At 67.0% G+C, this 24,471-nt stretch carries 25 protein-coding genes and 1 other RNA gene; 12 read left to right on the top strand and 14 right to left on the bottom strand.

Translation table 11 applies throughout. The features are described from left to right. The 12 genes from J0J01_RS00790 (at position 1) to J0J01_RS00845 (ending at position 10,069) form a co-directional block, all read left to right on the top strand. A complete protein-coding gene (locus tag J0J01_RS00790) occupies positions 1 to 762 on the top strand; it encodes an ATP-binding cassette domain-containing protein (RefSeq protein ID WP_296378212.1) in 762 nt (253 codons plus the stop codon). Further along, positions 759 to 1,490 carry an ABC transporter ATP-binding protein gene (locus J0J01_RS00795; RefSeq protein WP_296378214.1) on the top strand — a complete coding sequence of 244 codons (732 nt, stop codon included), beginning with the start codon at positions 759 to 761 and terminating at the stop codon, positions 1,488 to 1,490. Before J0J01_RS00790 ends, J0J01_RS00795 begins: the two co-directional genes overlap by 4 nt. After that, positions 1,487 to 2,344: a branched-chain amino acid ABC transporter permease gene (locus tag J0J01_RS00800; protein ID WP_296378216.1), complete on the top strand. Its 858-nt coding sequence runs from the start codon at positions 1,487 to 1,489 to the stop codon at positions 2,342 to 2,344. Before J0J01_RS00795 ends, J0J01_RS00800 begins: the two co-directional genes overlap by 4 nt. Beyond that, on the top strand, positions 2,341 to 3,291 hold the full coding sequence (locus tag J0J01_RS00805; RefSeq protein WP_296378218.1) for a branched-chain amino acid ABC transporter permease: 951 nt from the start codon (positions 2,341 to 2,343) through the stop codon (positions 3,289 to 3,291). Before J0J01_RS00800 ends, J0J01_RS00805 begins: the two co-directional genes overlap by 4 nt. Positions 3,292 to 3,497: 206 nt before the next feature. Then, positions 3,498 to 3,592, top strand: an RNA gene (gene ffs / locus J0J01_RS00810) — signal recognition particle sRNA small type. A 100-nt stretch (positions 3,593 to 3,692) separates the two neighbouring features. Next, positions 3,693 to 5,450: a DNA polymerase III subunit gamma/tau gene (locus J0J01_RS00815; RefSeq protein WP_296378219.1), complete on the top strand. Its 1,758-nt coding sequence runs from the start codon at positions 3,693 to 3,695 to the stop codon at positions 5,448 to 5,450. Next, positions 5,450 to 5,779: a YbaB/EbfC family nucleoid-associated protein gene (locus J0J01_RS00820; protein ID WP_296378222.1), complete on the top strand. Its 330-nt coding sequence runs from the start codon at positions 5,450 to 5,452 to the stop codon at positions 5,777 to 5,779. Before J0J01_RS00815 ends, J0J01_RS00820 begins: the two co-directional genes overlap by 1 nt. A gap of 4 nt (positions 5,780 to 5,783) precedes the next feature. Beyond that, positions 5,784 to 6,377 (top strand): recombination mediator RecR, encoded by a 594-nt coding sequence (gene recR, locus J0J01_RS00825; protein ID WP_296378225.1) that lies wholly within the window; start codon positions 5,784 to 5,786, stop codon positions 6,375 to 6,377. Between the two features lie 7 nt (positions 6,378 to 6,384). Next, positions 6,385 to 6,987: a DUF4126 domain-containing protein gene (locus J0J01_RS00830; RefSeq protein WP_296378226.1), complete on the top strand. Its 603-nt coding sequence runs from the start codon at positions 6,385 to 6,387 to the stop codon at positions 6,985 to 6,987. Between the two features lie 49 nt (positions 6,988 to 7,036). Further along, on the top strand, positions 7,037 to 7,771 hold the full coding sequence (locus J0J01_RS00835) for an arginyltransferase (protein WP_296378228.1): 735 nt from the start codon (positions 7,037 to 7,039) through the stop codon (positions 7,769 to 7,771). A 163-nt stretch (positions 7,772 to 7,934) separates the two neighbouring features. Next, positions 7,935 to 8,480 (top strand): TRAP transporter small permease subunit, encoded by a 546-nt coding sequence (locus tag J0J01_RS00840; protein ID WP_296378230.1) that lies wholly within the window; start codon positions 7,935 to 7,937, stop codon positions 8,478 to 8,480. Beyond that, on the top strand, positions 8,480 to 10,069 hold the full coding sequence (locus J0J01_RS00845) for a TRAP transporter large permease subunit (RefSeq protein WP_296378467.1): 1,590 nt from the start codon (positions 8,480 to 8,482) through the stop codon (positions 10,067 to 10,069). Before J0J01_RS00840 ends, J0J01_RS00845 begins: the two co-directional genes overlap by 1 nt. 84 nt (positions 10,070 to 10,153) lie before the next feature. Here the strand turns inward: J0J01_RS00845 and J0J01_RS00850 are convergent, their stop codons facing one another. The 14 genes from J0J01_RS00850 to J0J01_RS00915 all read right to left on the bottom strand — a co-directional run bounded on the left by J0J01_RS00850 (position 10,154) and on the right by J0J01_RS00915 (position 24,467). Next, positions 10,154 to 11,257, bottom strand: coding sequence for a TRAP transporter substrate-binding protein (locus tag J0J01_RS00850; protein WP_296378231.1), 1,104 nt, complete (start codon positions 11,255 to 11,257; stop codon positions 10,154 to 10,156). Positions 11,258 to 11,406: 149 nt separating this feature from the next. Next, positions 11,407 to 12,513: a TRAP transporter substrate-binding protein gene (locus tag J0J01_RS00855; RefSeq protein WP_296378232.1), complete on the bottom strand. Its 1,107-nt coding sequence runs from the start codon at positions 12,511 to 12,513 to the stop codon at positions 11,407 to 11,409. A 139-nt stretch (positions 12,514 to 12,652) separates the two neighbouring features. After that, entirely contained in the window at positions 12,653 to 13,759 is a 1,107-nt protein-coding gene (locus J0J01_RS00860) for a TRAP transporter substrate-binding protein (protein ID WP_296378233.1), read from the bottom strand. A 137-nt stretch (positions 13,760 to 13,896) separates the two neighbouring features. Next, positions 13,897 to 15,003, bottom strand: coding sequence for a TRAP transporter substrate-binding protein (locus J0J01_RS00865; protein WP_296378234.1), 1,107 nt, complete (start codon positions 15,001 to 15,003; stop codon positions 13,897 to 13,899). A gap of 111 nt (positions 15,004 to 15,114) precedes the next feature. Then, complete coding sequence (locus tag J0J01_RS00870) at positions 15,115 to 16,221, bottom strand: TRAP transporter substrate-binding protein (protein WP_296378235.1); 1,107 nt, start codon at positions 16,219 to 16,221, stop codon at positions 15,115 to 15,117. Between the two features lie 69 nt (positions 16,222 to 16,290). Continuing rightward, positions 16,291 to 17,097 carry an undecaprenyl-diphosphate phosphatase gene (locus J0J01_RS00875; protein ID WP_296378236.1) on the bottom strand — a complete coding sequence of 269 codons (807 nt, stop codon included), beginning with the start codon at positions 17,095 to 17,097 and terminating at the stop codon, positions 16,291 to 16,293. Positions 17,098 to 17,101: 4 nt separating this feature from the next. Further along, positions 17,102 to 19,345: a DNA topoisomerase IV subunit A gene (parC, locus tag J0J01_RS00880; RefSeq protein WP_296378237.1), complete on the bottom strand. Its 2,244-nt coding sequence runs from the start codon at positions 19,343 to 19,345 to the stop codon at positions 17,102 to 17,104. A gap of 36 nt (positions 19,346 to 19,381) precedes the next feature. Further along, the gene (gene recO / locus J0J01_RS00885; protein WP_296378238.1) at positions 19,382 to 20,110 is read right to left on the bottom strand and encodes a DNA repair protein RecO; all 729 of its coding nucleotides are present in this window, start codon (positions 20,108 to 20,110) and stop codon (positions 19,382 to 19,384) included. Continuing rightward, positions 20,110 to 21,021: a GTPase Era gene (gene era, locus J0J01_RS00890; protein WP_296378240.1), complete on the bottom strand. Its 912-nt coding sequence runs from the start codon at positions 21,019 to 21,021 to the stop codon at positions 20,110 to 20,112. The genes recO and era overlap by 1 nt, the downstream gene beginning before the upstream one ends. Continuing rightward, on the bottom strand, positions 21,018 to 21,758 hold the full coding sequence (gene rnc / locus J0J01_RS00895; protein WP_296378241.1) for a ribonuclease III: 741 nt from the start codon (positions 21,756 to 21,758) through the stop codon (positions 21,018 to 21,020). Before rnc ends, era begins: the two co-directional genes overlap by 4 nt. After that, positions 21,710 to 22,522 carry a signal peptidase I gene (gene lepB / locus J0J01_RS00900; protein ID WP_296378242.1) on the bottom strand — a complete coding sequence of 271 codons (813 nt, stop codon included), beginning with the start codon at positions 22,520 to 22,522 and terminating at the stop codon, positions 21,710 to 21,712. The genes rnc and lepB (J0J01_RS00900) overlap by 49 nt, the downstream gene beginning before the upstream one ends. 90 nt (positions 22,523 to 22,612) lie before the next feature. Continuing rightward, a complete protein-coding gene (lepB, locus tag J0J01_RS00905) occupies positions 22,613 to 23,335 on the bottom strand; it encodes a signal peptidase I (RefSeq protein WP_296378243.1) in 723 nt (240 codons plus the stop codon). Beyond that, on the bottom strand, positions 23,332 to 23,730 hold the full coding sequence (acpS, locus tag J0J01_RS00910) for a holo-ACP synthase (RefSeq protein WP_296378244.1): 399 nt from the start codon (positions 23,728 to 23,730) through the stop codon (positions 23,332 to 23,334). Before acpS ends, lepB (J0J01_RS00905) begins: the two co-directional genes overlap by 4 nt. Beyond that, positions 23,727 to 24,467, bottom strand: coding sequence for a pyridoxine 5'-phosphate synthase (locus J0J01_RS00915; RefSeq protein WP_296378245.1), 741 nt, complete (start codon positions 24,465 to 24,467; stop codon positions 23,727 to 23,729). The genes acpS and J0J01_RS00915 overlap by 4 nt, the downstream gene beginning before the upstream one ends. Positions 24,468 to 24,471: the final 4 nt, after the last annotated feature.

Raw genomic sequence — 24,471 nt, forward strand, 5'->3', positions numbered from 1 at the left:
TTGCCGCTCCTTCGCGTCGAAGGCCTGACCGTCCGCTACGGGGCGCTGACCGCGCTCAACGACATGTCGTGGCAGGTCGAGGCCGGCGAGATCCTGGGCATCATCGGCCCCAACGGGGCCGGCAAGAGCTCGTGCTTCGCCGCCGTCACGCATGCGGTGCGGCGGGCCGGCACGGTCTGGCTGGCCGACGAGGACGTGACCGGCCTGCCGACCTTCGAGCTGGCGCGGCGCGGCCTGCGCCGCACCTTCCAGCAGAACGCCTTCTTCGGCGAGCTGACGCTGCTCGAGAACGCAATGGCGGCGATGCTGCGCGAGCATTCGACCTCCCTGCCCCGGTCGATCGCGCTGCCGTGGCGCGAGCGGACCACGCGACGGAACGCAGAGGCGGCCGCAGCCAAGCTGCTGACCTCGTTCGGCATCGAGCCGCAGGACCACGGCAAGCGGCCGGGCGATATCGCCTACGGCACGCAGCGTCTGCTGTCGGTGGTGCTGGCCTATGGCGCCGGTGCGCACGCCCTGCTGATCGACGAGCCGGCGGCCGGCACCGGCGGCACCGACATGCGCCGCCTCGCCGACCTGCTGGTCGACCTGCGCCGCCGCGGCGTCGCCGTGGTGGTCATCGAGCATCACATGGACCTGATCATGGCGATCGCCGACCGCATCGTGGTGATCGACCAGGGCCGCAAGCTCGCCGAGGGCGCGCCGGCCGAGGTGCAGCGCAATCCCGCCGTGCTCGAAGCCTATCTGGGACGCGCGGCATGACCAACGCGCTCGACGCCAGCGGCCTCTCGGTGCGCTACGGCGGCAACCTGGCCGTCGACGGCGTCGACGTCGCCGTGCCGACCGGCAAGATGATCGGCATGGTCGGCGCCAACGGCGCGGGCAAGAGCACGCTGATCAATGCGCTCGCCGGCTGGTCGCGCGGTGCCCCGCAGGTGCGCGGCACGGTGACGCTCGCCGGCCAGTCGATGGACGGGCTGCCGCCGCATCGCCGCGCCGCGCACGGGCTGGTGCTGGTGCCGGAGGGCAAGGGCATCTTCGCCGATCTCACCGTCACCGAGAACCTGGCGCTGGTGAAGCCGCCGACCGACACGACCGGCCGAAATCTGTTCTCGATGGAGGAGATCCACGATCTCTTCCCGCGGCTGGCTGAGCGCCGCAACCACAGAGGCGGCATGCTGTCGGGCGGCGAGCGGCAGATGGTGGCGGTGAGCCGCGCGCTGCGCGCCGCGCCCCGGGTGCTGCTGCTCGACGAGCCGTCGGCCGGTCTCGCGCCGCGGCTGGTCTACGAGCTGCTCGACACGATGCGCAAGCTGGTCGATCGCGGCCTGTCGCTGCTGCTGGTCGAGCAGAACGTGCGCGCGACGCTCGAGCTGGTGGACGAGCTCTACCTGCTGGAGCGCGGCAAGGTCGTCGCCAAGGGACCCGCCGCGTCGATGAAGGACGATCCGCGCATCCTCGAGGCCTATCTCGGAAGCCTCACCGCATGAACCTCGTTCAGCAGCTCATCAACGGCCTGGTGCTGGGCTCGGGCTACGCGTTGATCGCGATCGGCTGGACGGTGCTGCTGGGCGCCGCGCGCCTGGTGAATTTCGCGCACGGCCAGCTCTACATGCTGGGCGCCTTCCTCGCCTGGGCGGCGATGAGCCAGCTCGGCGTCAACTACTTCGTCGCCGTGCCGATCGCCGTGCTGGTGCTGGGCCTGCTCGGCATCCTGCTGCAGGGCATGATGCTGCGGCTGGTGATGCAGCAGAACCTCACCAGCCTGATGATCGTCACCCTGGGCTTCGGTTACCTCTTCCAGGGCGGCGCGGCGCGCATCTTCGGCGGCAATCCCGAGCGCTTCATTAGCCCATTGCAGAGCGCCGAGATCCGCTTCGGCGATATCTGGTTCACTTGGCAGGACGTGCTGACCCTGCTCTGCACCCTGCTGCTGTTCGGCCTGCTATGGCTGGTGCTGAACCGCACCCGGCTCGGCGCCCTGGTGCGCTCGGTCGCCGAAGACCCGAAGCTGGCGCAGCTCTTCGGCATCAACGCCGCGCTGGTCTATGTCGGCGTCTTCGTCTTCGAATGCGCCGCGGTCGCGCTGGGCGCGGGCCTGGTGGCGCCGCGCAGCCCGATCCTGACCAGCATTGGCTTCGACGAGGTGATCCTGACTTTCGTCGTCGTGGTGCTGGGCGGCATCGGCTCGGTCGGCGGCAGCCTGCTGGCGGGTTTCGGCCTCGGCCTGTTCACCGCCCTGTTCGGCGCGCTGGTCTCGCCCGCCTACACCACCGCGGCGGCCTTCGCGCTGCTGCTGGGCGTGCTGGTGGCACGGCCGCACGGGCTGGGAGCGCGGCGATGAAGAACGTGGCCACGCCCGCCGCGCTGATCCTGGCGGCCTTCGCCTACTTCGTGCCCTCGGTCGCGGGCGGCGCTCCGGTCATCTATGCCGCCTGCACCAGCATCGCCATCCTGGCGGTGATGGCCTACGGCGCCGACCTGATCCTGTCCTATCTGGGCGAGGTCAGCCTCGGCCACACCATCTTCTGGGCGGCCGGCGGCTACGCGGCCTCGCTGCTGGCGGTGAATGCCGGCTGGAACGGCTGGCAGACCGCGGGCGCCGCGATCGTCGTCTCGCTCGTCCTCGCCGCCGCGCTCGGCCTGGCGACCCTGCGCACGCGCGAGTTCGTCTTCTCGCTGGTGACCTATGCCGCCGCCGTGGTCGCCATGGAGATCGCCTTCAACTGGCCGTTCCTCGGCGGCTCAGACGGCGTGGTCGGCGTGCCGCCGCTCGAGCTGACGATCTTCGGCAAGGGCATCACCGGTGCCGGCGATGCCGCGCTGTGGCCGGTCGCCTGGGCCTTGCTGATGCTGACCCTGCTGTTCATCCAGCGCTTCCGCCAGTCGCGGCTCGGCACCAGCGCGCTGATGGTGCAGATGAATCCCGACCTCGCCCAGGCGCTGGGCGTCGACGCCCGCGCCGTGCGCTTCCTGGTGTTCGTCGCCTCGGCGCCGATCTCGGCGCTGGCCGGCTGGCTCTACGCCTACCAGCGCGCCTATGTCGGGTCGGACATGTTCGAGAGCTACTTCCTGGTGCTGATGCTGACGGCGATCGTGATCGTCGGCCGCCGCCTGCTGCTCGGGCCGCTGATCGGCACCGCCCTGATCATCGTCCAGCAGACCTTCTTCTCGATCGGCGGCGACGGCGACAAGATCGTGCTGGGCACGGTGCTTGCCGCCATCCTGCTGCTGTGGCCACGCGGGCTGGTCGGGATCTGGACCGTGATGGTGCGTCACCGGATGATTTGACCTTCTCCGCGCAAAAAATTCTGAACGGACGCGCCGGAAGGGGGTGGGAAAGTGGGAAGAATCACCCAAAATCCTTGTGCCATCGGCATCGGAGGCTTCCCACGACCGTGGGAAACCGGTGGGAAGTGGGTGGGAAGGTCGGCAAACCTGCGTAACCCCCAGCCCGCCCTTGCGCCGGCAGCCCCGACTCCTGATATAACCGCCTCGAGGGGCCGGTGTGGGCGGAGCAGTCGCCAACCCGGTCAGATCCGGAAGGAAGCAGCCGTAACGAATTCGCTTCGGGTCATGCCGGTCTCTCACCCGTCGCCAGGCGCGCGCCGCCGCCTTGGGCGCGGTTGGCCCCGACGCGACGACCGCGGGGCCTGAGAGGGCCACGGCGCGTCTTCGGGTTCGAGGTTGCCATGCCGGAAGCCAAGGAATCGCTTCCCTACCGGGTCCTCGCCCGTAAATACCGTCCCGTCGATTTCACCACCCTGGTCGGCCAGGAAGCCATGGTGCGCACCCTGCGCAACGCCATCGCGACCGGCCGCATCGCCCACGCCTTCATGCTCACCGGCGTCCGCGGCGTCGGCAAGACGACGACCGCCCGCATCATCGCTAGAGCGCTCAACTGCATCGGCAAGGACGGCAAGGGCGGGCCGACCGTCGATCCTTGCGGCGTGTGCGCCCATTGCGTCGCCATCACCGAGGATCGCGACGTCGACGTGATCGAGATGGATGCGGCCTCGCGCACCGGCGTGGCCGACGCGCGCGAGCTGATCGAGGGCGTGCGCTACCGCCCGGTGTCGGCGCGCTACAAGGTCTACATCATCGACGAAGTGCACATGCTGTCGACCGCGGCGTTCAATGCGCTGCTCAAGACCCTGGAAGAGCCGCCGCCGCACGTGAAGTTCGTCTTCGCCACCACCGAGATCCGCAAGGTGCCGGTGACGGTGCTGTCGCGCTGCCAGCGCTTCGACCTCAAGCGCGTGCCGCAGGAGGCGCTGGTCGACTGGTTCGGCAAGATCGCCGAGCGCGAGAAGGTCGAGATCTCGCCCGAGGCGCTGGCGCTGGTCGCCCGCGCCGCCGACGGCTCGGTGCGTGACGGCCTCTCGATGCTCGACCAGGCGATCGCCCACGGCGCGGGCGTGGTCGATGCCGCGCAGGTGCGCGACATGCTGGGCCTCGCCGACCGCAGCCGGGTGCTCGAGCTGTTCGAGAAGGCCATGCGCGGCGACGCGCCGGCGGTCGTCGGCCTGCTCGGCGAGATGCACGATGCCGGTGCCGATCCGGTGGTGATCCTGCAGGACCTGCTCGAAACAACCCATTGGGTGACCCGGCTCAAGGTCACGCCCGAGGCCGGCGCCACCTCCGCCGACAGCGAGCGCACGCAGGGCCTCGCCATGGCGCAGAAGCTGTCGATGGCGGCTCTGACCCGCGCCTGGGCGCTCTTGATGAAGGGCCTCGACGAGACGCTGCGCGCGCCCTCGCCGGCGCGTGCGGCTGAAATGGCGCTCATCCGGCTGTGCTATGCCGCCGACCTGCCCTCGCCTTCGGATGCGCTGAAGCAGCTCCAGAGTGGCGGCAGCGCGCCGGCCGCAGGCGGTGCACCGGCCCCGCGCGGCGGCGGAGGGGGCGGTGGTGCGGCCGCGCGGCTCGCCACATCGCAGCCGGCGAGCGCGATCGCTCCGCAGCCAGCCCCGGCCGCCGCGGACTTGCCGAATCCGCGGACCTTCACCGAGGTCGTGGCGCTGTTCGAGAGCAAGCGCGAGGCGCGGCTGGTCAACGCCCTGATGCATCACGTCCACGAGGTGCGCTGCGAGCCGGGCGTCATCGAGTTCCGGCCCGAGAAGATCGCGCCGGCCGACCTCGCGTCGCGGCTGAGCGACCTCCTGGGCAAATGGACGGGCAAGCGCTGGCTCGCCTCAGTGTCCAATGCCGAGGGCAAGCCGACCCTGGCGCAGCAGAAGGCCGCCAAGGCCGACGACCTGCGCGCCAACGCCGAGGCCAACCCGCTGGTGCAGGCCATATTGAAGACATTCCCCGGTGCCAAGCTGGAGGCCGTGCGGCGCAAGGGCGAGGACGCCTCGCTGCTGGCCGGCCTGCAGGGCGCCCTCGATGAGGAGCCGTTGGGCGAGGAGTATCCTGCCGACGACGACATCCCGGAGAGCGAGTACTGATGTTCGACAAACTCAAGGACCTCGGCGGCCTGATGGCACAGGCCCAGCAGATGCAGCAGAAGATGAAGGAGCTGCAGGAGCAGCTCGAGCGCCAGGAGATCGTCGGCAGCTCGGGCGCCGGCATGGTCACGGTGACCGTCAACGGCAAGGGCGAGACCCGCAAGGTCGACATCGACGCCTCGCTGTTCAAGCCGGACGACAAGGGCGTGGTCGAGGACCTGATCGTCGCCGCCGCCAACGACGCCCGCGCCAAGGTCGAGGCCGTGGTGCAGGAGCAGATGAAGCAGATCACCGGCGGCCTGCCGCTGCCGCCGGGCTTCAAGCTCTAGAACAATGAACGGACCCGAGATCGAGCGGCTGATCCAGTTGCTGGGCCGGCTGCCGGGGCTCGGCCCCCGCTCCGCCCGCCGCGTCGCGCTGCATCTGCTGAAGAAGCGCGAGGTGCTGATGCAGCCGCTCAGCGCCGCGCTGTCCGACGCCGCGCGCGCCATCCGGCCGTGCACCTCATGCGGCAACCTCGACACGGTCGATCCCTGCTCGATCTGCGCCGACCCGCGGCGCGATGCCGGCCTGATCTGCGTCGTCGAGGATGTCGGCGACCTGTGGGCGATGGAACGGGCCAAGATCTTCAGCGGCCGCTATCACGTGCTGGGCGGCACGCTGTCGGCGCTCGACGGCATCGGTCCGGACGAGCTCAACATCGCGGGCCTCCTGCGGCGGGTGAACGAAGGCGGCATCCGCGAGGTGATCGTCGCCACCAACGCCACCGTCGATGGCCAGACCACCGCGCACTATCTCGCCGAGCGGCTCGGCGACAGCGGTGTGCCGCTGACCCGGCTGGCGCACGGCGTGCCGGTCGGCGGCGAGCTCGACTGGCTCGACGACGGCACGCTCGCCACCGCGCTCAAGGCGCGGCGCGCCCTCTGATGCAAAAATGAGCGGCGACACGCTCGCGGTGCTCGCCGTCGCTCTGGCTGCGAGCTGGGCGAGCGGCCTCAACGTCTACGCGACCGTGCTGGTGCTCGGCGCTGCGCAGCGCCTTGGACTGGTGATGCTGCCGCACGACCTGCAGGCGCTCGGTTCGATCTGGGTGCTGGCGGCGGCGGCACTGCTGTTCGCGCTCAACTTCTTCGCCGACAAGATTCCGCTGGTCGACAGCCTCAACGACGTGCTGCACACCTTCGTACGCATACCGGCCGGCGCCCTGCTCGCCTTCGGCGCGGCCGACGGTTTCGGCCCGGAAACCGCGACGGTCGCTGCGCTGCTTGGCGGAACACTTGCAGCAGGCACGCATGTTGCCAAGACCGGCACGCGCGCGCTGATCAACACCTCGCCCGAGCCGTTCAGCAATATCGCTGCCTCGCTGGCCGAGGACAGCATCGTGATCGGCGGGCTTATCCTGGCGCTCGCCCACCCCATCACTTTCCTGTGTCTCCTGATCCTGTTCCTTGTGGTCTTGGTGTGGCTGCTGCCCAAGCTGGTGAGGCTGGCGCTGTTGCCGTTTCGACGCATGGCCGGCTGGCATCGTCAACCCTGAGCGAAACCTTTCTTTGCCGGCCCCCCGGCGGTAAACTCTCGCCCTCGCCATGTTCATTCGGCAGAACATCCAGACCCTGCGCTTTTTCCGGACGACGCCCGCAATGCGTTGCCCGTACCTGCCGCACCGTCTGGAGACCAAGCTCGTCACCGAGCTCAGCGGGCCGGATGCGATCTCCCAGCACGACACGCTGACCGACGCGGGCTTCAGGCGCTCGCACCACTTCGTCTACAAGCCGCTGTGCGACGGCTGCCGCGCCTGCGTGCCGGTGCGCATCCGCGTGCGCGACTTCGATCCCAGCCGGGTCCAGCGCCGCATCCTGCGCCGCAACGAGCACGTCCACGCCACCGAGGTGCAGGCGCTGGCGACCGGCGAGCAGTACGCGCTTTTTTCGCGCTACGTGATGGCGCGCCATCGTGAAGGCGACATGGCCGACATGGATTTCGACGACTACCGCGCGATGGTCGAGGAGAGCCCCGTCGAAACGGCAATCGTCGAGTTTCGCGACGATTCCGCCGACGGCCGCCTGGTCGGCGCCTGCCTGGTCGACTGGCTGTCGAGCGGCGTGTCGGCGGTCTACAGCTACTTCGATCCGACCGACCCGCGGCGCGGCCTCGGCACCTACATGATCCTGTGGCTGGCCGACGCCGCCGCCCGGCGCGGCCTTCCTTACGTCTACCTCGGCTACTGGATCGCCGATTCCAGCAAGATGGCCTACAAGCGCGCCTTCCGGCCGCTCGAATTCTTCGGGCCCGAAGGCTGGATGGAATTGCCCACGGCGTAGGCAGATTTAGGGGCAGCTTCCGCCGGGTGGAGCGACTTGACGCACCCCAGCCCCAATCGAATTCTTGGCAGACCCTAGCGCGGAATTGGCCGTCGCGTTATGGAGTGCGCGGCCCCGACGCGAGACGGGGCGGAACAAACAACAACTCGCTGCGGGGAAACGGATGGGTGTACTGCTGAAATTCAGCGCCGTTATTGATGTCATAAACGAAAAGATCGGGGTGGTTTGCAACTGGCTGGTGCTGCTGGCCTGCATCGTCAGCGGCGGCAACGCCATGGTGCGCTATGCCTACGACATGAGCTCGAACGCCTGGCTCGAAGTCCAGTGGTACATGTTCGCCGTGATCGTGATGTTCGGCGCGTCCTACACGCTGAAGCGCAACGAGCACGTGCGCGTCGACCTGCTCTACATGACGCTCGGCCGTCGCGGCCAGCTCTGGATCGACATCCTGGGCACGCTGATCTTCCTGTTGCCGACCTGCCTCATCCTGGCGTGGCTCAGCTGGCCGTTCTTCATGCAGGCCTTCAACGTCAACGAGCACTCCTCCAACGCCGGCGGCCTGCTGCGCTGGCCGATCAAGATCGTCCTGCCGGTCGGCTTCGTGCTGGTGGCGTTCCAGGGACTTTCCGAGCTCTTCAAGCGCGTGGCCTTCCTTAACGGTCATCCCGTCGAAAGTCTCGAAGCCCACTACGAGAGACCGACGCAATGATCATTCCTCTCGAGTGGATGCCGCCACTCATGTTCGCCGGGCTGGTGGTCTTCATGATCATCGGCTACCCGGTGGCCTTCTCGCTGGCGGCGGTCGGGTTCTTCTTCGGCTTCCTGTCGATCGACTTCGGTTACTTCACCATGCCGTTCATGCAGGCCATCCCGGGCCGCGTGTTCGGCTCGATCCTGTCGAACGAGCTGCTGCTCGCCATCCCGTTTTTCACCTTCATGGGCGCCATCCTGGAGAAATGCGGGCTGGCCGAGGACATGCTGGAATCGATGGGCCAGCTGTTCGGCCCGATCCGCGGCGGCCTCGGCTACTCGACCATCATCGTCGGCTTCATCCTGGGCGCCATCACCGGCACAGTGGCGGCGCAGGTCATCGCGATGGCGCTGATCACCCTGCCGGTGATGATGCGCTACAAGTACGACATGCGCTACGCCACCGGCGTGCTGGCGGCCTCGGGCACCATCACCCAGCTGGTGCCGCCGTCGCTGGTGCTGGTGGTGCTGGCCGACCAGCTCGGCCGCTCGGTCGGCGACATGTATCTCGGCGCCTGGGGGCCGTCGCTGCTGCAGATCGCCCTGTTCGCCGCCTACACCTTCTATCTCTCGCTCGTGAAGCCGGAGGCGCTGCCGGGGGTGCCGCGCACGCTGTTCGGCAAGGAGCTGCTGATCAAGTGCGCCTGGGGCATCATCCCCGCCGGTGTGCTGATCTTTCTGGTGCTCGGCACCATCATGATGGGCCTCGCCACGCCGACCGAGGCCGGCGCGATGGGCACGATCGGCGCGATCGTGCTCGCGGTGGTGCGAAATGCGCCCCTGACGAAGTTCGACAAGGGCATGTTCGCCGCCGGCTGCTCCGCGGCCATCGTCGGAGCCCTGATCGGCATGGTTGCCTTCAAGTCGCCCGCCTTCAAGGTCGCCTTCACGATCATGTTCGCCGCGATCATCTGGCTGTGCTGGCGGGCCTGGCAGGACAGGGCGCTGCACGACCTGATCGTCCAGGCCTTCCAGGCGACGATGCGCATCACCGCGATGGTCGCCTTCATCCTGGTCGGCGCGACCTGCTTCTCGATCACCTTCCAGGGCGTCGACGGCAATCGCTGGGTCGAGCACCTGATGTCGAACCTGCCGGGCGGCGTCTGGGGCTTCCTGGTCGTCGTCAACCTGTTCGTGTTCTTCCTCGCCTTCTTCCTCGATTTCTTCGAGATCGCCTTCATCATCATCCCGATGCTGGCGCCGGTGGCGCAGAAGATCCTCGAGCCGGTGGTCGGCCACGACGCGGCGCTGATCTGGTTCGGCGTCATGATCTGCGTCAACGTGCAGACCTCGTTCATGCACCCGCCGTTCGGCTTCGCGCTGTTCTACCTGCGCTCGGTCGCGCCCAAGGAAGTGAAGAGCTCGGACATCTACTGGGGCTCGATCCCGTGGGTTCTGCTGCAGCTCATCATGGTGGTGCTGGTGATCGCGCTGCCGCAGTCGGTGACCTACTTCCTCGACAAGCCCTCGGGCATCGACCCGAGCAAGGTCAAGATCGAGATCGAGGCGCCGCCGTCGGAAGACGCCGCCCCGCCCGTCTTCAAGTAGCCGGGCAAAGAGGCAAAGAAAAAGCCCCGCCGGGCGACCGGCGGGGCTTTTCCGTGGAAGTGCGTCTCTCGGCTACCGGCCCGTTTAACGTCCCTGGGCCGACATCGAGAAGTTGAAGTTGTCGAAGGTGTTCTCGGCGACGCGGAACCACAGGTTCTGGTCGGCGCGGAAGGCCTTCAGGCTGTCGTAGATCTTCTTGAACTTCGGATCCTTGGCCGACAGCTCGTCGTAGAACTTGTAGGCCTCGTTGAAGCAGGGCTCGAGCACGGAGCGCGGGAACGGCCTGAGCTCGGTGCCGGCCGCCACCAGGCGGCGCAGCGCCGCCGGGTTGCTGGCGTCGTACTTCGGCACCATCCACGAGGTGACGAGGCCGGCCGCCGTCTCGACGACCGCCTGGTACTGCTTCGGCAGCTTCGCCCAGGCGTCGTTGTTGATATAGAGCGAGCCGCCCGAGCAGCCCTCCCACCAACCGGGGTAGTAGTAGTACTTGGCGACCTTGTTGAAGCCGAGCTTCTCGTCGTCGTACGGGCCGACCCATTCACAGGCGTCGATCGTGCCCTTCTCGAGCGCCGGATAGATGTCACCGCCGGCGATCTGCTGCGGCACCACGCCGAGGCGCTCCAGGATCAGGCCCGCGAAGCCGCCGACGCGGAACTTCAGGCCCTTCATGTCGTCCATCGACTTGATTTCCTTGCGGAACCAGCCGCCCATCTGGCAGCCCGTGCCGCCGAACACGAACGAGCGGAAATTGTATTCCTTGTAGAACTCGTTGATGAGCTGGCTGCCGCCGCCGAACTGCAACCAGGCATAGAGCTGGCGCTGGTTGACCGAGAACGGTAGGCCGGTCTCGAACACGAAGTTCGGATGCTTGCCGAAGTAGTAATAGGCTGCCGTCTGGCCGGCCTCGACGGTGCCGTTCTGCACCGCATCGGCGACCTGCAGGCCCGGGACGATTTCGCCCGCCGCGAACGCGCGCACCTCGAACTTGTTGTCGGTCATCTCGCTGACCATCTTCGAGAACAGCTCCGCGCCGCCGTACAAGGTGTCGAGCGACTTCGGGAAGCTCGAGGTCAGACGCCACTTCACCGACGGCATGCTCTGGGCAATCGCAGGCGCTGCCAGACCCGAGGCTGCCGCGACCCCCGCCGCACCCACACCTGCCGTCTTGATGAACTTCCTACGCTGCATTCAGTTTCTCCTCCCAAAACGGGGAAATTACCTGTTCCCCTGAGCGCAACGAGACTGACATGCGGAATGCAACTTGGAAAGCGCGGCCGCGCACAAAAAAGCAAAGGAAACCCCGCCGGAGCGGGGTTTTCGCGCGGTCGTGATGGCGCCTACAATTTCCCGGCCGCCGACTGGCGGGCCATGAAATTGTCGAAGCTGCCTTCGCAGACCCGGAACCACAGGATCTCCTCGTTCCGGAACAGCCGCCAGTTCTCGTAGACCTTCTTGAACTTGGGATTCTTGGCGGAGAGCTCGTTGTAGAGCTCCGTGGCGGCAATGAACGCCGCTTCCATCACCGGCTGCGGGAACGCCACCAGCTTGGTGCCGCCGGCGACCAGCTCGCGCAGCGCCTTGGGATTCTCGGCGTCGTACTTCGACAGCATCCAGTTCTGCGCATAGGCCGAGGCCGCCTCGACCACCGCCTTGTAGTTCTTCGGCAGCTCGTTCCATTTGCTGAGGCTGATCATGGCCGTGGTCTGCGGCCCGCCTTCCCACCACCCGGGGTAGAGATAGTACGGCGCGATCTTGTTGAAGCCGAGCTTCTGGTCGTCGTACGGCCCGATCCATTCGGCGGCGTCGATCGTGCCCTTCTCCAGCGCCGGGTAGATGTCGCCGCCGGCGATCTGCTGCGCCACGCCGCCGAGCTTGTTGATCACCTGGCCCGCGATGCCGGCGATGCGGAACTTCAGACCCTTGAGGTCATCGACGCTCTTGATCTCCTTGCGGAACCAGCCGCCCATCTGCGCCCCGGTGTTGCCGCACGGCAGCGGATGGATGTTGTAATCCTTGTAGAGATCCTGGATCAGTTCGCGGCCGCCGCCCCACTTCATCCACGCTTCTTGCTGGCGCGCGTTGGTGCCGAACGGCAGGGCGGTGTCGATCGCGAGCGTCGGGTCCTTGCCGACGTAGTACGTGCCGGCGGAGTGGCCCATCTCGACCGTGCCGTTCTGCACGGCGTCGAGCACCTGCAGGCCGGGCACGATCTCGCCCGAGGCGAAGATGCGGACGTTGAACTTGTGGTCCGTCATCTCGTCGATGTACCTGGCGAAGACCTCGCCGGCGCCATAGATCGTGTCGAGCGACTTCGGAAAGCTCGACGCCATGCGCCATTTCAGCTCCGGCATCGACTGGGCGATGGCCGGCGCGGCAAGCGTACTCCCAGACGCAACTCCGCCGGCGCCAAGCGCGGCGGTACGCAGGAATTTGCGGCGTTGCATGTGTTCCCTCCCAAGGAAACGGCTTTTTGTTTGCCGAACAGTAATTCTATTTGGCGGAATCAGCCTGCCACGGCGCGCACGGGCCGCGCAAATAAAAAGCCCCGCCGAAGCGGGGCTTTTCTGGGGTCGGCATGGACGGTCAGAGCTTTCCGGCCGCCGACTGGCGCGCCATGTAGTTGTCGAAGGTGTTCTCGACCACGCGGAACCACAGGACCTCTTCCCGGCGGAACGCGGCCATCGAGTCGTAGACCTTCTTGAACTCCGGATTCTTGGCCGAGGTCTCGGCATAGACCTCGTTCGCCGCGGCGAACGAAGCGTCCATGATCGCCTGCGAGAACGGCAGCAGCTTGGTGCCGCCGGCGACGAGCTCGCGCAGCGCCTTCGGGTTGTCGGCGTCGTACTTCGCCGTCATCCAGACACCGGCATCCTCGCAGGCGGCGCGGAGGATCACCTGATAGCTCTTGGGCAACGCGTTCCATTTCTCGAGACCGATGAAGGTGTGCAGCATGGCGCTGCCTTCCCACCAGCCCGGGTAATAGTAGTAGGGCGCGATCTTGTTGAAGCCGAGCTTCTGGTCATCGTACGGTCCGACCCATTCGGCAGCGTCGATCGTGCCCTTCTCCAGCGCCGGATAGATGTCGCCGCCGGCGATCTGCTGCGGCACCACGCCGAGCTTGGCCATCACCTGGCCGGCGAATCCGCCGATGCGCATCTTGAGACCCTTGAGGTCCTCGACGCTGTTGATCTCCTTGCGAAACCAGCCGCCCATCTGGCCGGCGGTGTTGCCGGTGGCGATGCCGAACACCTTGTAGGTCTTGTAGAAGTCGTTCAGCAGCTGGTCGCCGTTGCCGAACTTGAGCCAGGCCTGGAACTGGCGCGTGTTCAGCCCGAACGGCACGGCCGTGCCGAGCGCGAAGGTCGGGTCCTTGCCGAAATAGTAATACGACGCGGTGCCGCCCATCTCGACCGTGCCGTTCTGCACGGCATCGAGCACCTGCAGGCCGGGCACGATCTCGCCTGCGGCGAAAGTGCGGATCTGGAACTTGTTGTCGGTCGCGTCGGCCACGATCTTCGTCATCCGCTCGCCCGCCCCCCACAGGGTGTCGAGCGACTTGGGGAAGCTCGAGGTGAAGCGCCAGTTGAGCGTCGGTGCCGACTGGGCGATGGCCGGCGCGGCCAGCGTACTCACGGACGCAACTCCACCGGCGCCAAGCGCAGCGGTACGCAGGAATTTGCGGCGTTGCATGTGTTCCTCCCGGGAACGGCTTCTTGTTTGCAGAGCGATCATTCCACCCAGCGGAAGAATCCTGCCACGCGAAGCGGTGGCCGGGCAAACAAAAAGCCCCGCCGACGCGGGGCTTTTCCTTGGTCCATGGCGACCGGTCAGAGCTTGTTGGCCGCCGACTGGCGAGCCATGAAGTTGTCGAAGGTGTTCTCGACCACGCGGAACCACAGCACTTCCTCGTTCCGGAACTGCTTCCACGAATCGTAGATCTTCTTGAACTTGGCGTTCTTGGCCGAGGTCTCGTTGTAGAGCTCGACGGCGGCGTTGTAGCAGGCCTCGAGCACCGGCTGCGGGAACGGCAGGAACTTGGTGCCGCCGGCCACCAGCTCGCGCAGCGCCTTGGGATTCTGCGTGTCGTACTTGGCGACCGAGCGTGCGGTGATCTCGCCGCACACCGCCGCGAGCGCTTCCTTGTAGGCGGCAGGCAGCGCGTCGTAGGCCTTGTTGCCGACATAGAGCGACAGCGCCGCCGAGCCTTCCCACCAACCGGGGTAGTAGTAGTACTGTGCGACCTTGTTGAAGCCGAGCTTCTGATCGTCGTACGGGCCGACCCATTCGGCGGCGTCGATCGTTCCCTTCTCCAGCGCCGGATAGATGTCGCCGCCGGCGAGCTGCTGCGGCACCAGGCCGAGCTTCTGCAGCACCTGGCCGGCGAAGCCGCCGATGCGCATCTTCACGCCCTTGAGGTCCTCCGGAGTCTTGATCTCCTTGCGCCACCAGCCGCCCATCTGGCCACCGGTGTGGCTCATCAGGAAGGAAGTCATGTTGTAGTCCTTGTAGAACTCGCGCATCAGCTCGAGCCCGCCGCCGTAATAGACCCACGCATTGTGCTGGCGGGTGTTGAGGCCGAACGGCAGCGCGGTGTCGAAGGCGAAGGTCGGATCCTTGCCGACATAGTAATAGGCCGCGGTGTGGCCGCACTCGACGGTCTCGTTCTGCACCGCGTCGACGACCTGCAGGCCCGGGACGATCTCGCCCGCAGCGAACACACGGATCTGGAACTTGTTATCGGTGAGACCGGCGACGCGCTTGGCGAGGTCCTCGCCAGCCCCATAGATCGTGTCGAGCGACTTGGGAAAGCTCGACGCCAGGCGCCACTTCACCTCGGGCGTCGACTGAGCGATCGCCGGTGCTGCGAGAGTGGCGCTCGCGGCAACAGCCGCACTGCCGACGCCGGCGGTGCGCAGAAACTTACGACGTTGCATGGTCATTTTCCCCAAACTCGAAGTGACCGGGTATGACATGCCGCACAGCGAGTGAAAAGCATAGAAAAGCCCCGCAAAGCGGGGTTTTTCGCACGGTCAGCGAGGCCGGTTCTAGAGCTTGTTGGCAGCCGACTGGCGCGCCATGAAGTTGTCGTAGGTGTTCTCGGCGACGCGGAACCACAGCACGCCGTCCTTGCGGAACGCCGTCTGCGAGTCCCAGATCTTCTTGAAGTTCGCGTTCTTGGCGGTGAGGTCGGCATAGACCTCGTTGGCCGCGTTGAAGGATGCTTCAAGGATCTGCTGCGAGAACGGCTGCAGCTTGGCACCGTTGGCGATCAGCGAGCGCAGCGCCTTGGGGTTGTCGGCGTCGTACTTGGCGGCGGTCCAGTTGTTGGTCTCGGCCGCGGCCATGCGCAGGATGCCCTGATAGGCCTTGGGCAGGGCGTTGAACTTGTCGACACTGATCAGCATGTGCAGCGCCGCGTTCCCTTCCCACCAGCCGGGATAGTAGTAGTACGGCGCGACTTTCACGAAGCCGAGCTTCTGGTCGTCATAGGGGCCGACCCACTCCGCGGCATCGACGGTACCCTTCTCGAGCGCCGGATAGATGTCGCCGCCGGCGATCTGCTGCGGCACCACGCCGAGCTTGGTCATGACGTCGCCCGCGAGGCCGGCGATGCGCATCTTCAGGCCCTTGAGGTCGTCGAGGGTCTTGATCTCCTTGCGGAACCAGCCGCCCATCTGCGCCGTCGTGTTGCCGGCGACCATGCCGACCACGTTGTAACCCTTGAAGAAGTCGTTGAGCATCTGCTCGCCGCCGGCCTGGGTCAGCCACGCATTCATCTGGCGCGTGTTGAGGCCGAACGGGACCGTGGTCGCCAGCGCGAAGGTGGGATCCTTGCCGAAGAAGTAGTAGCAGGCGGTCTGGCCCATCTCGACGGTGCCGTTCTGCACCGCGTCGAGCACCTGCAAGCCCGGAACGATCTCGCCGGCCGCGAAGGTGCGGATCTGGAACTTGTTGTCGGTCGCCTCGGCGACGAGCTTGGCGAAGTGCTCGGCGCCGCCATAGAGCGTGTCCAGAGACTTGGGGAAGCTCGAGGTCATGCGCCAGTTGAGCTCGGGCGCCGACTGCGCGATGGCGGGCGCGGCCACCGCGCCCGAAGCGGCCGCTACGGCGGTGCCGATGCCGGCCGTACGGATGAATTTGCGACGTTGCATGCAGGTTCTCCGGAAAATCCGATCTTGCTTGCGCGGGCTTATGGCACGCGACCCGGAACTGCAGAAGACTCAACGCATGACGAGGAAGACGAGCGCCAATGCACCCACTGCAATACGATACCACGCGAACACGCCGAAGCCATGGCGGCTGACGAAGCGCAGGAACGGCTTCACCACAACCAGGGCCGACAGGAACGCCACGACGAAGCCGATGGCGATCAGCCCGCCGCCCTGCCAGTCCAGGGTCTTCCAGTTCTTGTAGAGGTCGTAGACCGTCGCCCCCAGCATGGTCGGGATGGCGAGGAAGAAGGAGAACTCCGCCGAAGTCGCACGATCCACGCGAAAAACCCGGGCGCCCATGATGGTAGCGCCCGAGCGCGAGACGCCGGGGATCATGGCGAGGCACTGGCAGAAGCCAATGAACAGCGCCGTCTTCCAGTCGATCTCGTCGACCGACTTGATGCGCGGGCGCTGGGCGTAGTGCTCGATCACCAGGATGGCGATGCCGCCGACGATGAAGGCGATCGGCACCACCATCGGCGTATCGAGCATCATCTTGATGTACTTGTGCAGCAGCACGCCGATCACGGCGGCCGGCAGGAAGGCCACGATCACCGCCGTCGCGAAGCGGATCGACGTCGGCTCGCGCCGCATCACGCCGCCGACGGTCGCGAGGATCTTGCGCCAGTAGAGGAGGCAGACGGCAAGGATCGCGCCGGCCTGGATCACGATCTCGAACACCTTGCCCTGCGGCCCCTCGAAGTGAAGGACCTCCTCGGCCAGCAGGATGTGGCCGGTCGACGAGACCGGCAGGAACTCGGTGACGCCCTCGACGATGCCGATGACGATGGTCTTCAGGAGCAGCGCGAGATCCATACGATCAATCCTTGAAGCGTTTCGCCCGGGGCCAGCCCTTTTCCGGCATGCGCCCGGCCTGGGCGCGCTCGCCGCGCCAGAACTTGAGCTCGTTTGCGGGGATCACGCGATTGCCCCACGGCAGACCGTCGGCCAGCGTGAAGGCCTGCGCATCGGACAGCCGGTCCGCTTTCGACTTCTGCAGGGTGACGCCGCGGCCGCGGCCCATCTCCGGCACCTGCTCGATCGGGAAGATCAGCAGCTTGCGGCCTTCGCTCAGCGCGGCGATCGAGTCCGCACGCTCGGGCACGATCCCGAAGGCCTGCGCCTTTTCCTTGTCGGCGAGGTTCAGGACCTGCTTGCCGTTCTTGGTCTGCGCCACGACCTCGTCTTCCGGCACGATGAAGCCGCGGCCGGCGTCCGACGCGACCAGGAACTTGCGGCCGCTCTTCAGCACTTCGAGGTCAATGATGTCCTGCTCGTTGCCGAGCTCGATCATCAGGCGCACCGGCTCGCCGTGGCCGCGCGCGCTCGGCAGGCGGTCGCAGCCCAGGGTGTAGAAGCGGCCGTTGGTGCCGAAGATCAGCACCTTGTCGGTCGACTGGGCGTGCAGGCTGAACTTCGCCTCGTCGCCTTCCTTGTACTTGAGCTCGGCCGCCTGCTTGTCGTCGAGATGACCCTTGGCGGCGCGAATCCAGCCCTTGGCCGACAGCAGGATGGTGACCGGCTCGCGCTCGACGAAATCCTCGATCGCATGCTCGACCTCGACCGGCGCATCGGCGAGCTCGGTGCGGCGTTTGCCGATCTTGGTCTTGGCGCCGAACTTCGCCTTGGTCTCCTGGACCTCGTCGGCGATCTTGCCCCATTGCTGCTTCTCGTCCTTGAGCAGCGCGCGCAACTCCTTGCCCTCGGCGCTGAGCTTCTTGTGCTCGCCCTTGATCTCGAACTCTTCCAGCCGGCGCAGGGCCCGCAGGCGCATGTTGAGGATCGACTCAGCCTGCAGATCGCTCAGCTTGAACGTCCGCATCATCACCGGCTTGGGTTCGTCCTGCTCTCGGATGATCTTGATCAACTTGTCGATGTTCAGATAGGCGATCAGGTAGCCGTCGAGGATCTCGAGCCGCCGCACGATCTCGGCCAGCCGGAAGTTGGACCGCCGGATCAGCACCTCACGGCGATGGTCGAGCCAGGCCTGCAGCGCCTCGCGCAGGTCCATCACCCGCGGCGTGTTGGTCCGGTCGAGGACGTTGAGGTTCAGCGGGAAGCGGATCTCGAGGTCGGTCAGCTTGAAGAGCTGCTCCATCAGCAGCTCGGCCGGCACGTTGCCGGTGCGCGGCTCGAGCACGATGCGCACGTCGTCGGCCGACTCGTCGCGCACGTCCTCGAGGATCGGCAGCTTCTTGGCGTTGATGATCTCGGCGATGCGCTCGATCAGCTTGCCCTTCTGGACCTGGTACGGGATCTCCGTGACGATGATGCGGTACTGGCCGCGCGGCAGCTCCTCTTTCTCCCACTTCGCGCGCAGGCGGAAGGCGCCGCGGCCGGTCTTGTAGGCCTCGACGATCGATTCGCGCGGCTCGACCAGGATACCGCCGGTCGGGAAGTCCGGGCCCTTCACCAGGTCGACGATGGTGTCGATGCGCGCGTTGGGCGTCTTGATCAGGTGCAGCAGCGCATCGCACAGGTCGCCGGCATTGTGCGGCGGGATCGAGGTCGCCATGCCGACCGCGATGCCGGCGGCGCCGTTGGCCAGCAGGTTCGGGAAGCCGCCGGGCAGGACGATCGGCTCCTCGGCGGCGGCGTCGTAGGTCGGGCGGAAGTCGACGGCGTTCTCCTCGATGCCGGCGAGCAATGCCTCGGCGACCTCGGTGAGGCGCGCCTCGGTGTAGCGCATGGCGGCCGGGTTATCGCCGTCGATATTGCCGAAGTTGCCCTGGCCCTCGATCAGCGGATAGCGGACGGAGAATTCCTGGGCGAGGCGGACCAGGGCGTCGTAGATCGACTGGTCGCCGTGCGGATGGTACTGGCCGATCACGTCGCCGACCACGCGCGCGCTCTTCTTGAAGGCGCTGTTGGGATCGAGCCGGAGCTGGCGCATCGCGTACAGCAGGCGGCGATGAACGGGCTTGAGGCCGTCGCGCACGTCCGGCAGCGAGCGCGCCATGATCGTGCTGAGGGCATAGGACAGGTAGCGCTCCTGGAGCGCTTGCCCGAAGGGCACCGGCTTGACGACGGCGAGCGGGACGACGTTGGTGCTGCGTTTGGCCATTTGGCTCTTAGAGAGGGAAACGACCGCAACCGGCCGTCATTGTTGTTCTTGGCGGAGCAGCGTCTCCATAAATCTCGCCCGCGCGCCGGGCAAGGGCTTGTTGTGTGGCCAGAAGACGTGGCGCTCAAGGAAAAAGCCCGTCAAATCGAGGCCTTGTCGCAGTTCGGCTGCATCGGCCGGCAGGCCGCCGGTGGATAGAAAAGCCGGCAGCGCAATCAGCTTGTCACGGTAGGGCTCGGAGGCCGCGCGCGACACCGCCCGCCCGGTCTTGGGCGACACGAACGCCAGGTCCTCGGTCGCGCCGGTCAGCGCACATTTCTCGAGAGCGAGGCCGAAACCCAGCTCCTGCAACAGGCCGAGCTCCAGGCGGACGTAGATCGCGGGCCAGCCGTCATGGCCGAGCACGCCCAGGAAAGCGTGAAAGCCCTCGTACATCGCCGGATGCGGCTCACGCTCGGGGAGCGCGGCGTCGACCATGGCGCAGGCGGCAGCCAGGCCCGCCAGCTCCATCGGATCGTCCAGCGCCCGCGCCGCATGCGGCTCGCGCAATTCGCCGGTGAAGTTGCCGAGCTGCTCGGTCAACCGCGCCCGCCAGGCGACCTCGACCACGTTGCCCGGCTGCCAAATCGGTTTCGACCTGCGCGAGACGCCGCCATGGATGAAGCCGGCGTGACGGCCGTGCGCGTGTGTCAGTAGGGAGGCGACCAGCCCGGTCTCACTGTGAGGCCGGCTCGAGAGCACGATGCCCTGGTCGCTCCACTCCATTACTTGGGCTCGTAGTCCAGCCCGATGGCGCGGTAATGCGCCGGGTCGTCGGCCCAGCGCTCGCTCACCTTGACATGCAGGAAGAGATGGACCGGCCGCTCGAGCATGGTCGTGAGCTCATGGCGTGCCCGCGCGCCGATCTGCTTGATGCGCGCCCCGCCCTTGCCGAGCACGATCGCGCGCTGGCCCTCGCGCTGGACGTGGATGATCTGCTCGATGCGCACCGAGCCGTCACCGCGCTCCTCCCACTTCTCGGTCTCGACCGCGGCCTCGTAGGGCAGCTCCTGGTGAAGCTGCAGGAAGACCTGCTCGCGAGTCACCTCGGCGGCGAGCAGGCGCATCGGCAGGTCGGCGGCCTGGTCCTCGGGATAGAGGAAAGGCCCTGCCGGCACCGCGGCGGCGAACGCGGCCAGCACGTCGGCGACACCGTCGCTCTTCAGCGCGCTCACCATGAAGGTGTGCTCGAACGGCACCAGGGCGTTGAGCTCGGCGGTCAGCGCCAGCAACTGCTCGCGCGGCACCAGGTCGATCTTGTTCAGGATCAGGTATCGCGGCGCCCGGTTCTGCTTCAGCCGCTCGACGATGGCTCGGGTTTCCTGGCCAACACCGCGTTCGGCATCGACCATCAGCCCCACCACGTCGGCATCTTCGGCGCCCTGCCAGGCGGCGGCGACCATGGCGCGCTCCAGCCTTCGCTTGGCGATCCGGAAGATGCCGGGCGTGTCGACCAGCACGACCTGTGCGCGGTCGCCGCCGGCCAAGTCGGCCATGGCGATGCCGATGACGCGCATCCGCGTCGTCTGCACCTTGGGCGAGACGATGCTGACCTTGGAGCCGACCAGGGCGTTGACGAGCGTCGACTTGCCCGCGTTGGGCGCCCCGACGATGGCGACGAAACCGGCGCGGGTCATGACGCCCCCAGCTGCTCGAGCAATGCCGCCGCGGCCAGCCGCTCGGCCTCGCGCTTGCTGCCGGCGCGGCCGCGGCCGGGCTCGTGGCCCTTGATCGAGACGTCGACCACGAACACCGGCGCGTGCGCTGGGCCTTCGCGGCCGATCTCGCGGTAGCTGGGCAGCGGCAGGCGGCGCGCCTGCGCCCATTCCTGCAGGCTCGTCTTGGCGTCACGCGGCGCCGCCAAGGTCGCGCTCAGGCGCTCACCCCACAACCGCTCGATCGCCGCGGCGGCCACGACAAAGCCGGCATCGAGGAACAAGGCGCCGAGCACCGCCTCCATGGCATCGGCGAGGATGGTCCGCCGCACGCCCTCCTCGTGGCGCTCGGAATCGCCGAGGCTGAGCGCGGCACCCAGGCCGATCGACGCCGCGATCTCGGCCAGGGTCGAGGCCTGCACCAGCGCCGAATAGCGGCGCGCCAGATCGCCCTCGTGCTCGTGCGGGAAGCGGCGCATCAACAGGTCGGCCATGGCAAGCGACAAGACGCGGTCGCCGAGGAACTCCAGCCGCTCGTTGCCGTGCGGGAAGGCAGCCTTGAGGTCGGGCTGGCGATCGAGGGCGCTGCGATGGGTCAGCGCCTCGGCGAGAAGCTCGGGGCACGCGAAGTCATGCCCCAGATCTGGCAAGGTATCCGGCAGGGTGGGCTTCAGCGGATCGCCTTGAAGAAGCGGCTGAAGCGGATCGCGGCTGGCCATTTCCACGGCTCGTACCAGTTCGCCGCCGTCGGGTCGTGCGAGAAAAAGATGAACTCGGCGCGGCCGACCAGATTCTCCGCCGGCACGTACCAGCCGAGCTGCGCCGCCGCCTGGCCGCCGCTCAGCTGCAGGGCGGTGCGGCTGTCCAGCGAGTCGTCGCGGTTGTCGCCCATCATGAAGAAGTGGCCGGGCGGCACGACGAACTTCGGCGTGTTGTCGGACTGGCCGTTGTCGGTGGTCTCGACGATCTCGTGGCGGCGGCCGTTGGGCAGCACCTCGTCGTACAACGTGCCGGTGCGATAGGCGCCGCCACCGCTCGGCGCGTAGTCGCCGACCTTGATGCGCTCGACCGGCTTGCCGTTGATCTGGAGGATGCCCTCGGTGACCTGGATGGCATCGCCCGGCAGGCCGACGATGCGCTTGATGTAGTCGGTGCGGTTAGGGCCCTGGCCCTGGTCGCCGGGATACTTGAAGACGGCGACGTCGCCGCGCTCGGGGTCGTGGGCGAAGATGCGGCCCGAGAAGAAGCCCAGCGAGAACGGGAAGGAGTGCTTGCTGTAGCCGTAGGAATACTTGGAGACGAACAGATAGTCGCCGACCAGCAGCGTCGGGATCATCGAGCCCGACGGGATGTTGAACGGCTCGACGGCGAATGTCCGCACAACGAGTGCGATCAGCACCGCATAAACGACGGTCCGGATGGTCTCCGCCAGACCGCCGGCCTTTTCCTGTCCCCGCTTGCGACGTTCAACCACGTCCGTCATCGCCGTACCAGTTTACAAGTGCTGCGCCTATAGCAGGGCGGTAACACAATGTCTCCCGTCCGGCCGTCGCATGGAAGGGGTGCAAATTGGTCATTTCAGGGCGGTGCCCATGCGACCCAGTTGCTCGAGTCCGGACCAGTAGATGTAATTGGCACGGCCGACCAGATGATCGGCCGGCACGAACCACCAGCCGGCGCGGCCGTCGAGCGAATCGTCGCGATTGTCGCCCATCACGAAATAGCTGCTGGCAGGGACCGTGACCGGGCCGCCCTCGTCCGCCGGGCCGTTTCGCGAGTACTTGATGATCTCGAACGTCGCGCCGTCGGCGAAACGCTCGCGCAGGCGAGTCGCCGCGCGTCCGGGAAGCCCCGGGCGGTCGGCTGCAAATTCGCCCACGCGCTCCTGGACAGCAGGCCGTCCATTGATGACCGGAACGCCTTTGCGCATTTCGATCTGCTCGCCGGGCAGACCGATCACTCGCTGCACGAATTCGGCACGGCGACCGCCGAAAGTCGAAAGGCTGCCGGCGTTGTCCGGCACCCGGTAGACGATGAGGTCGCCGCGCGCCGGCTGCCGACCGTCGGCATAGGCGTTGAGATCGACAAAGAACTGATCGGTACGCAGCAGGCTCGGCAACATCCCGCCGGACGCCATGTGGAACGCCCGCCAGCCGGCAAGCTGCACGGCTGTGCCGGCGAGCACCATGAAGGTGACGACCGGGATGGCGACGATCAGCACCAGCACGATCCAGAGCCGCCGGCGGCGCGACGGTGGCACCGGCGCGACGGGCGGTGGCGGCGCGGGCTCGCTCACGCGGGCACGCCCGAGATGATCACGATCGCCTGGGCGAGCGGATACTCGTCGGTCAAGGTGAGGTCGATCTGCGCCGTCATGCCGGCCGGCGTGATCTCCTGCAGGCGGGCGAGCGCGCCGCCGGTCAGCGCCATCGTCGGCTTGCCGCCGCGCATGTTGATCACGCCCATGTCGCGCCAGAACACGCCGCGGCGCAGGCCGGTGCCGAGCGCCTTGGCGCAGGCCTCCTTGGCGGCAAAGCGCTTGGCGTAGCTCGCGGCGCGGGTGGCGCGGCCCTCCGAGCGCTTCTGCTCGACCTCGGTGAAGATGCGCTGGATGAAACGGTCGCCGAACCGCTCGAGCGACTTCTCGATGCGGCGGATGTCGCAGAGATCGTTGCCGAGGCCCAGGATCACGTCGAGCCCTTGCGCGCTTCGTCGATCAGGCGGCGCATCTCGCGGATCGCGACCTCGAGGCCGACGAAGATCGCCTCGCCGACCAGGAAATGGCCGATGTTCAGCTCGCGCACCTCGGGAATGGCGGCGACCGGACCGACATCGGCGTAGCTCAGCCCATGCCCCATGTGGCATTCGAGGCCGAGCCTGCCGCACAGCGCCGCGCCCCTGCGCAGCCGCTCGAGCTCGGCTTTCTGCGCCGCGCCTTCCAATTCGCAATAGCGGCCGGTGTGCAGTTCGACGACTGGTACGCCGAGCGTGACGGCGGCCTCGAGCTGGCGCTCGTCGGCCTCGACGAACAGCGAGACGCGGATGCCGGCGTCGCGCAGCCGCGCCACCATCGGCTTCAGGTGATTGTGCTGGCCGGCGGCGTCGAGGCCGCCCTCGGTCGTCCGCTCCTCGCGCTTCTCGGGGACGATGCAGGCGGCATGGGGTTTGTGGCGCAGCGCGATGCGGACCATCTCCTCGGTTGCCGCCATCTCGAAGTTGAGCGGTATGGTGAGCTCGCGCATCAGCGCCTCGATGTCGGCGTCGACGATGTGACGGCGATCCTCGCGCAGATGGGCGGTGATGCCGTCGGCGCCGGCCTTGGTGGCGAGTGCCGCGGCGCGCAGCGGGTCGGGCAGCTTGCCGCCGCGCGCGTTGCGGACAGTGGCGACGTGATCGATGTTCACGCCGAGACGCAGGGACTGGGCCATTGGC

Origin of the sequence: Reyranella sp. (genome assembly GCF_017305915.1) — a bacterium.
Lineage (GTDB): Bacteria > Pseudomonadota > Alphaproteobacteria > Reyranellales > Reyranellaceae > Reyranella.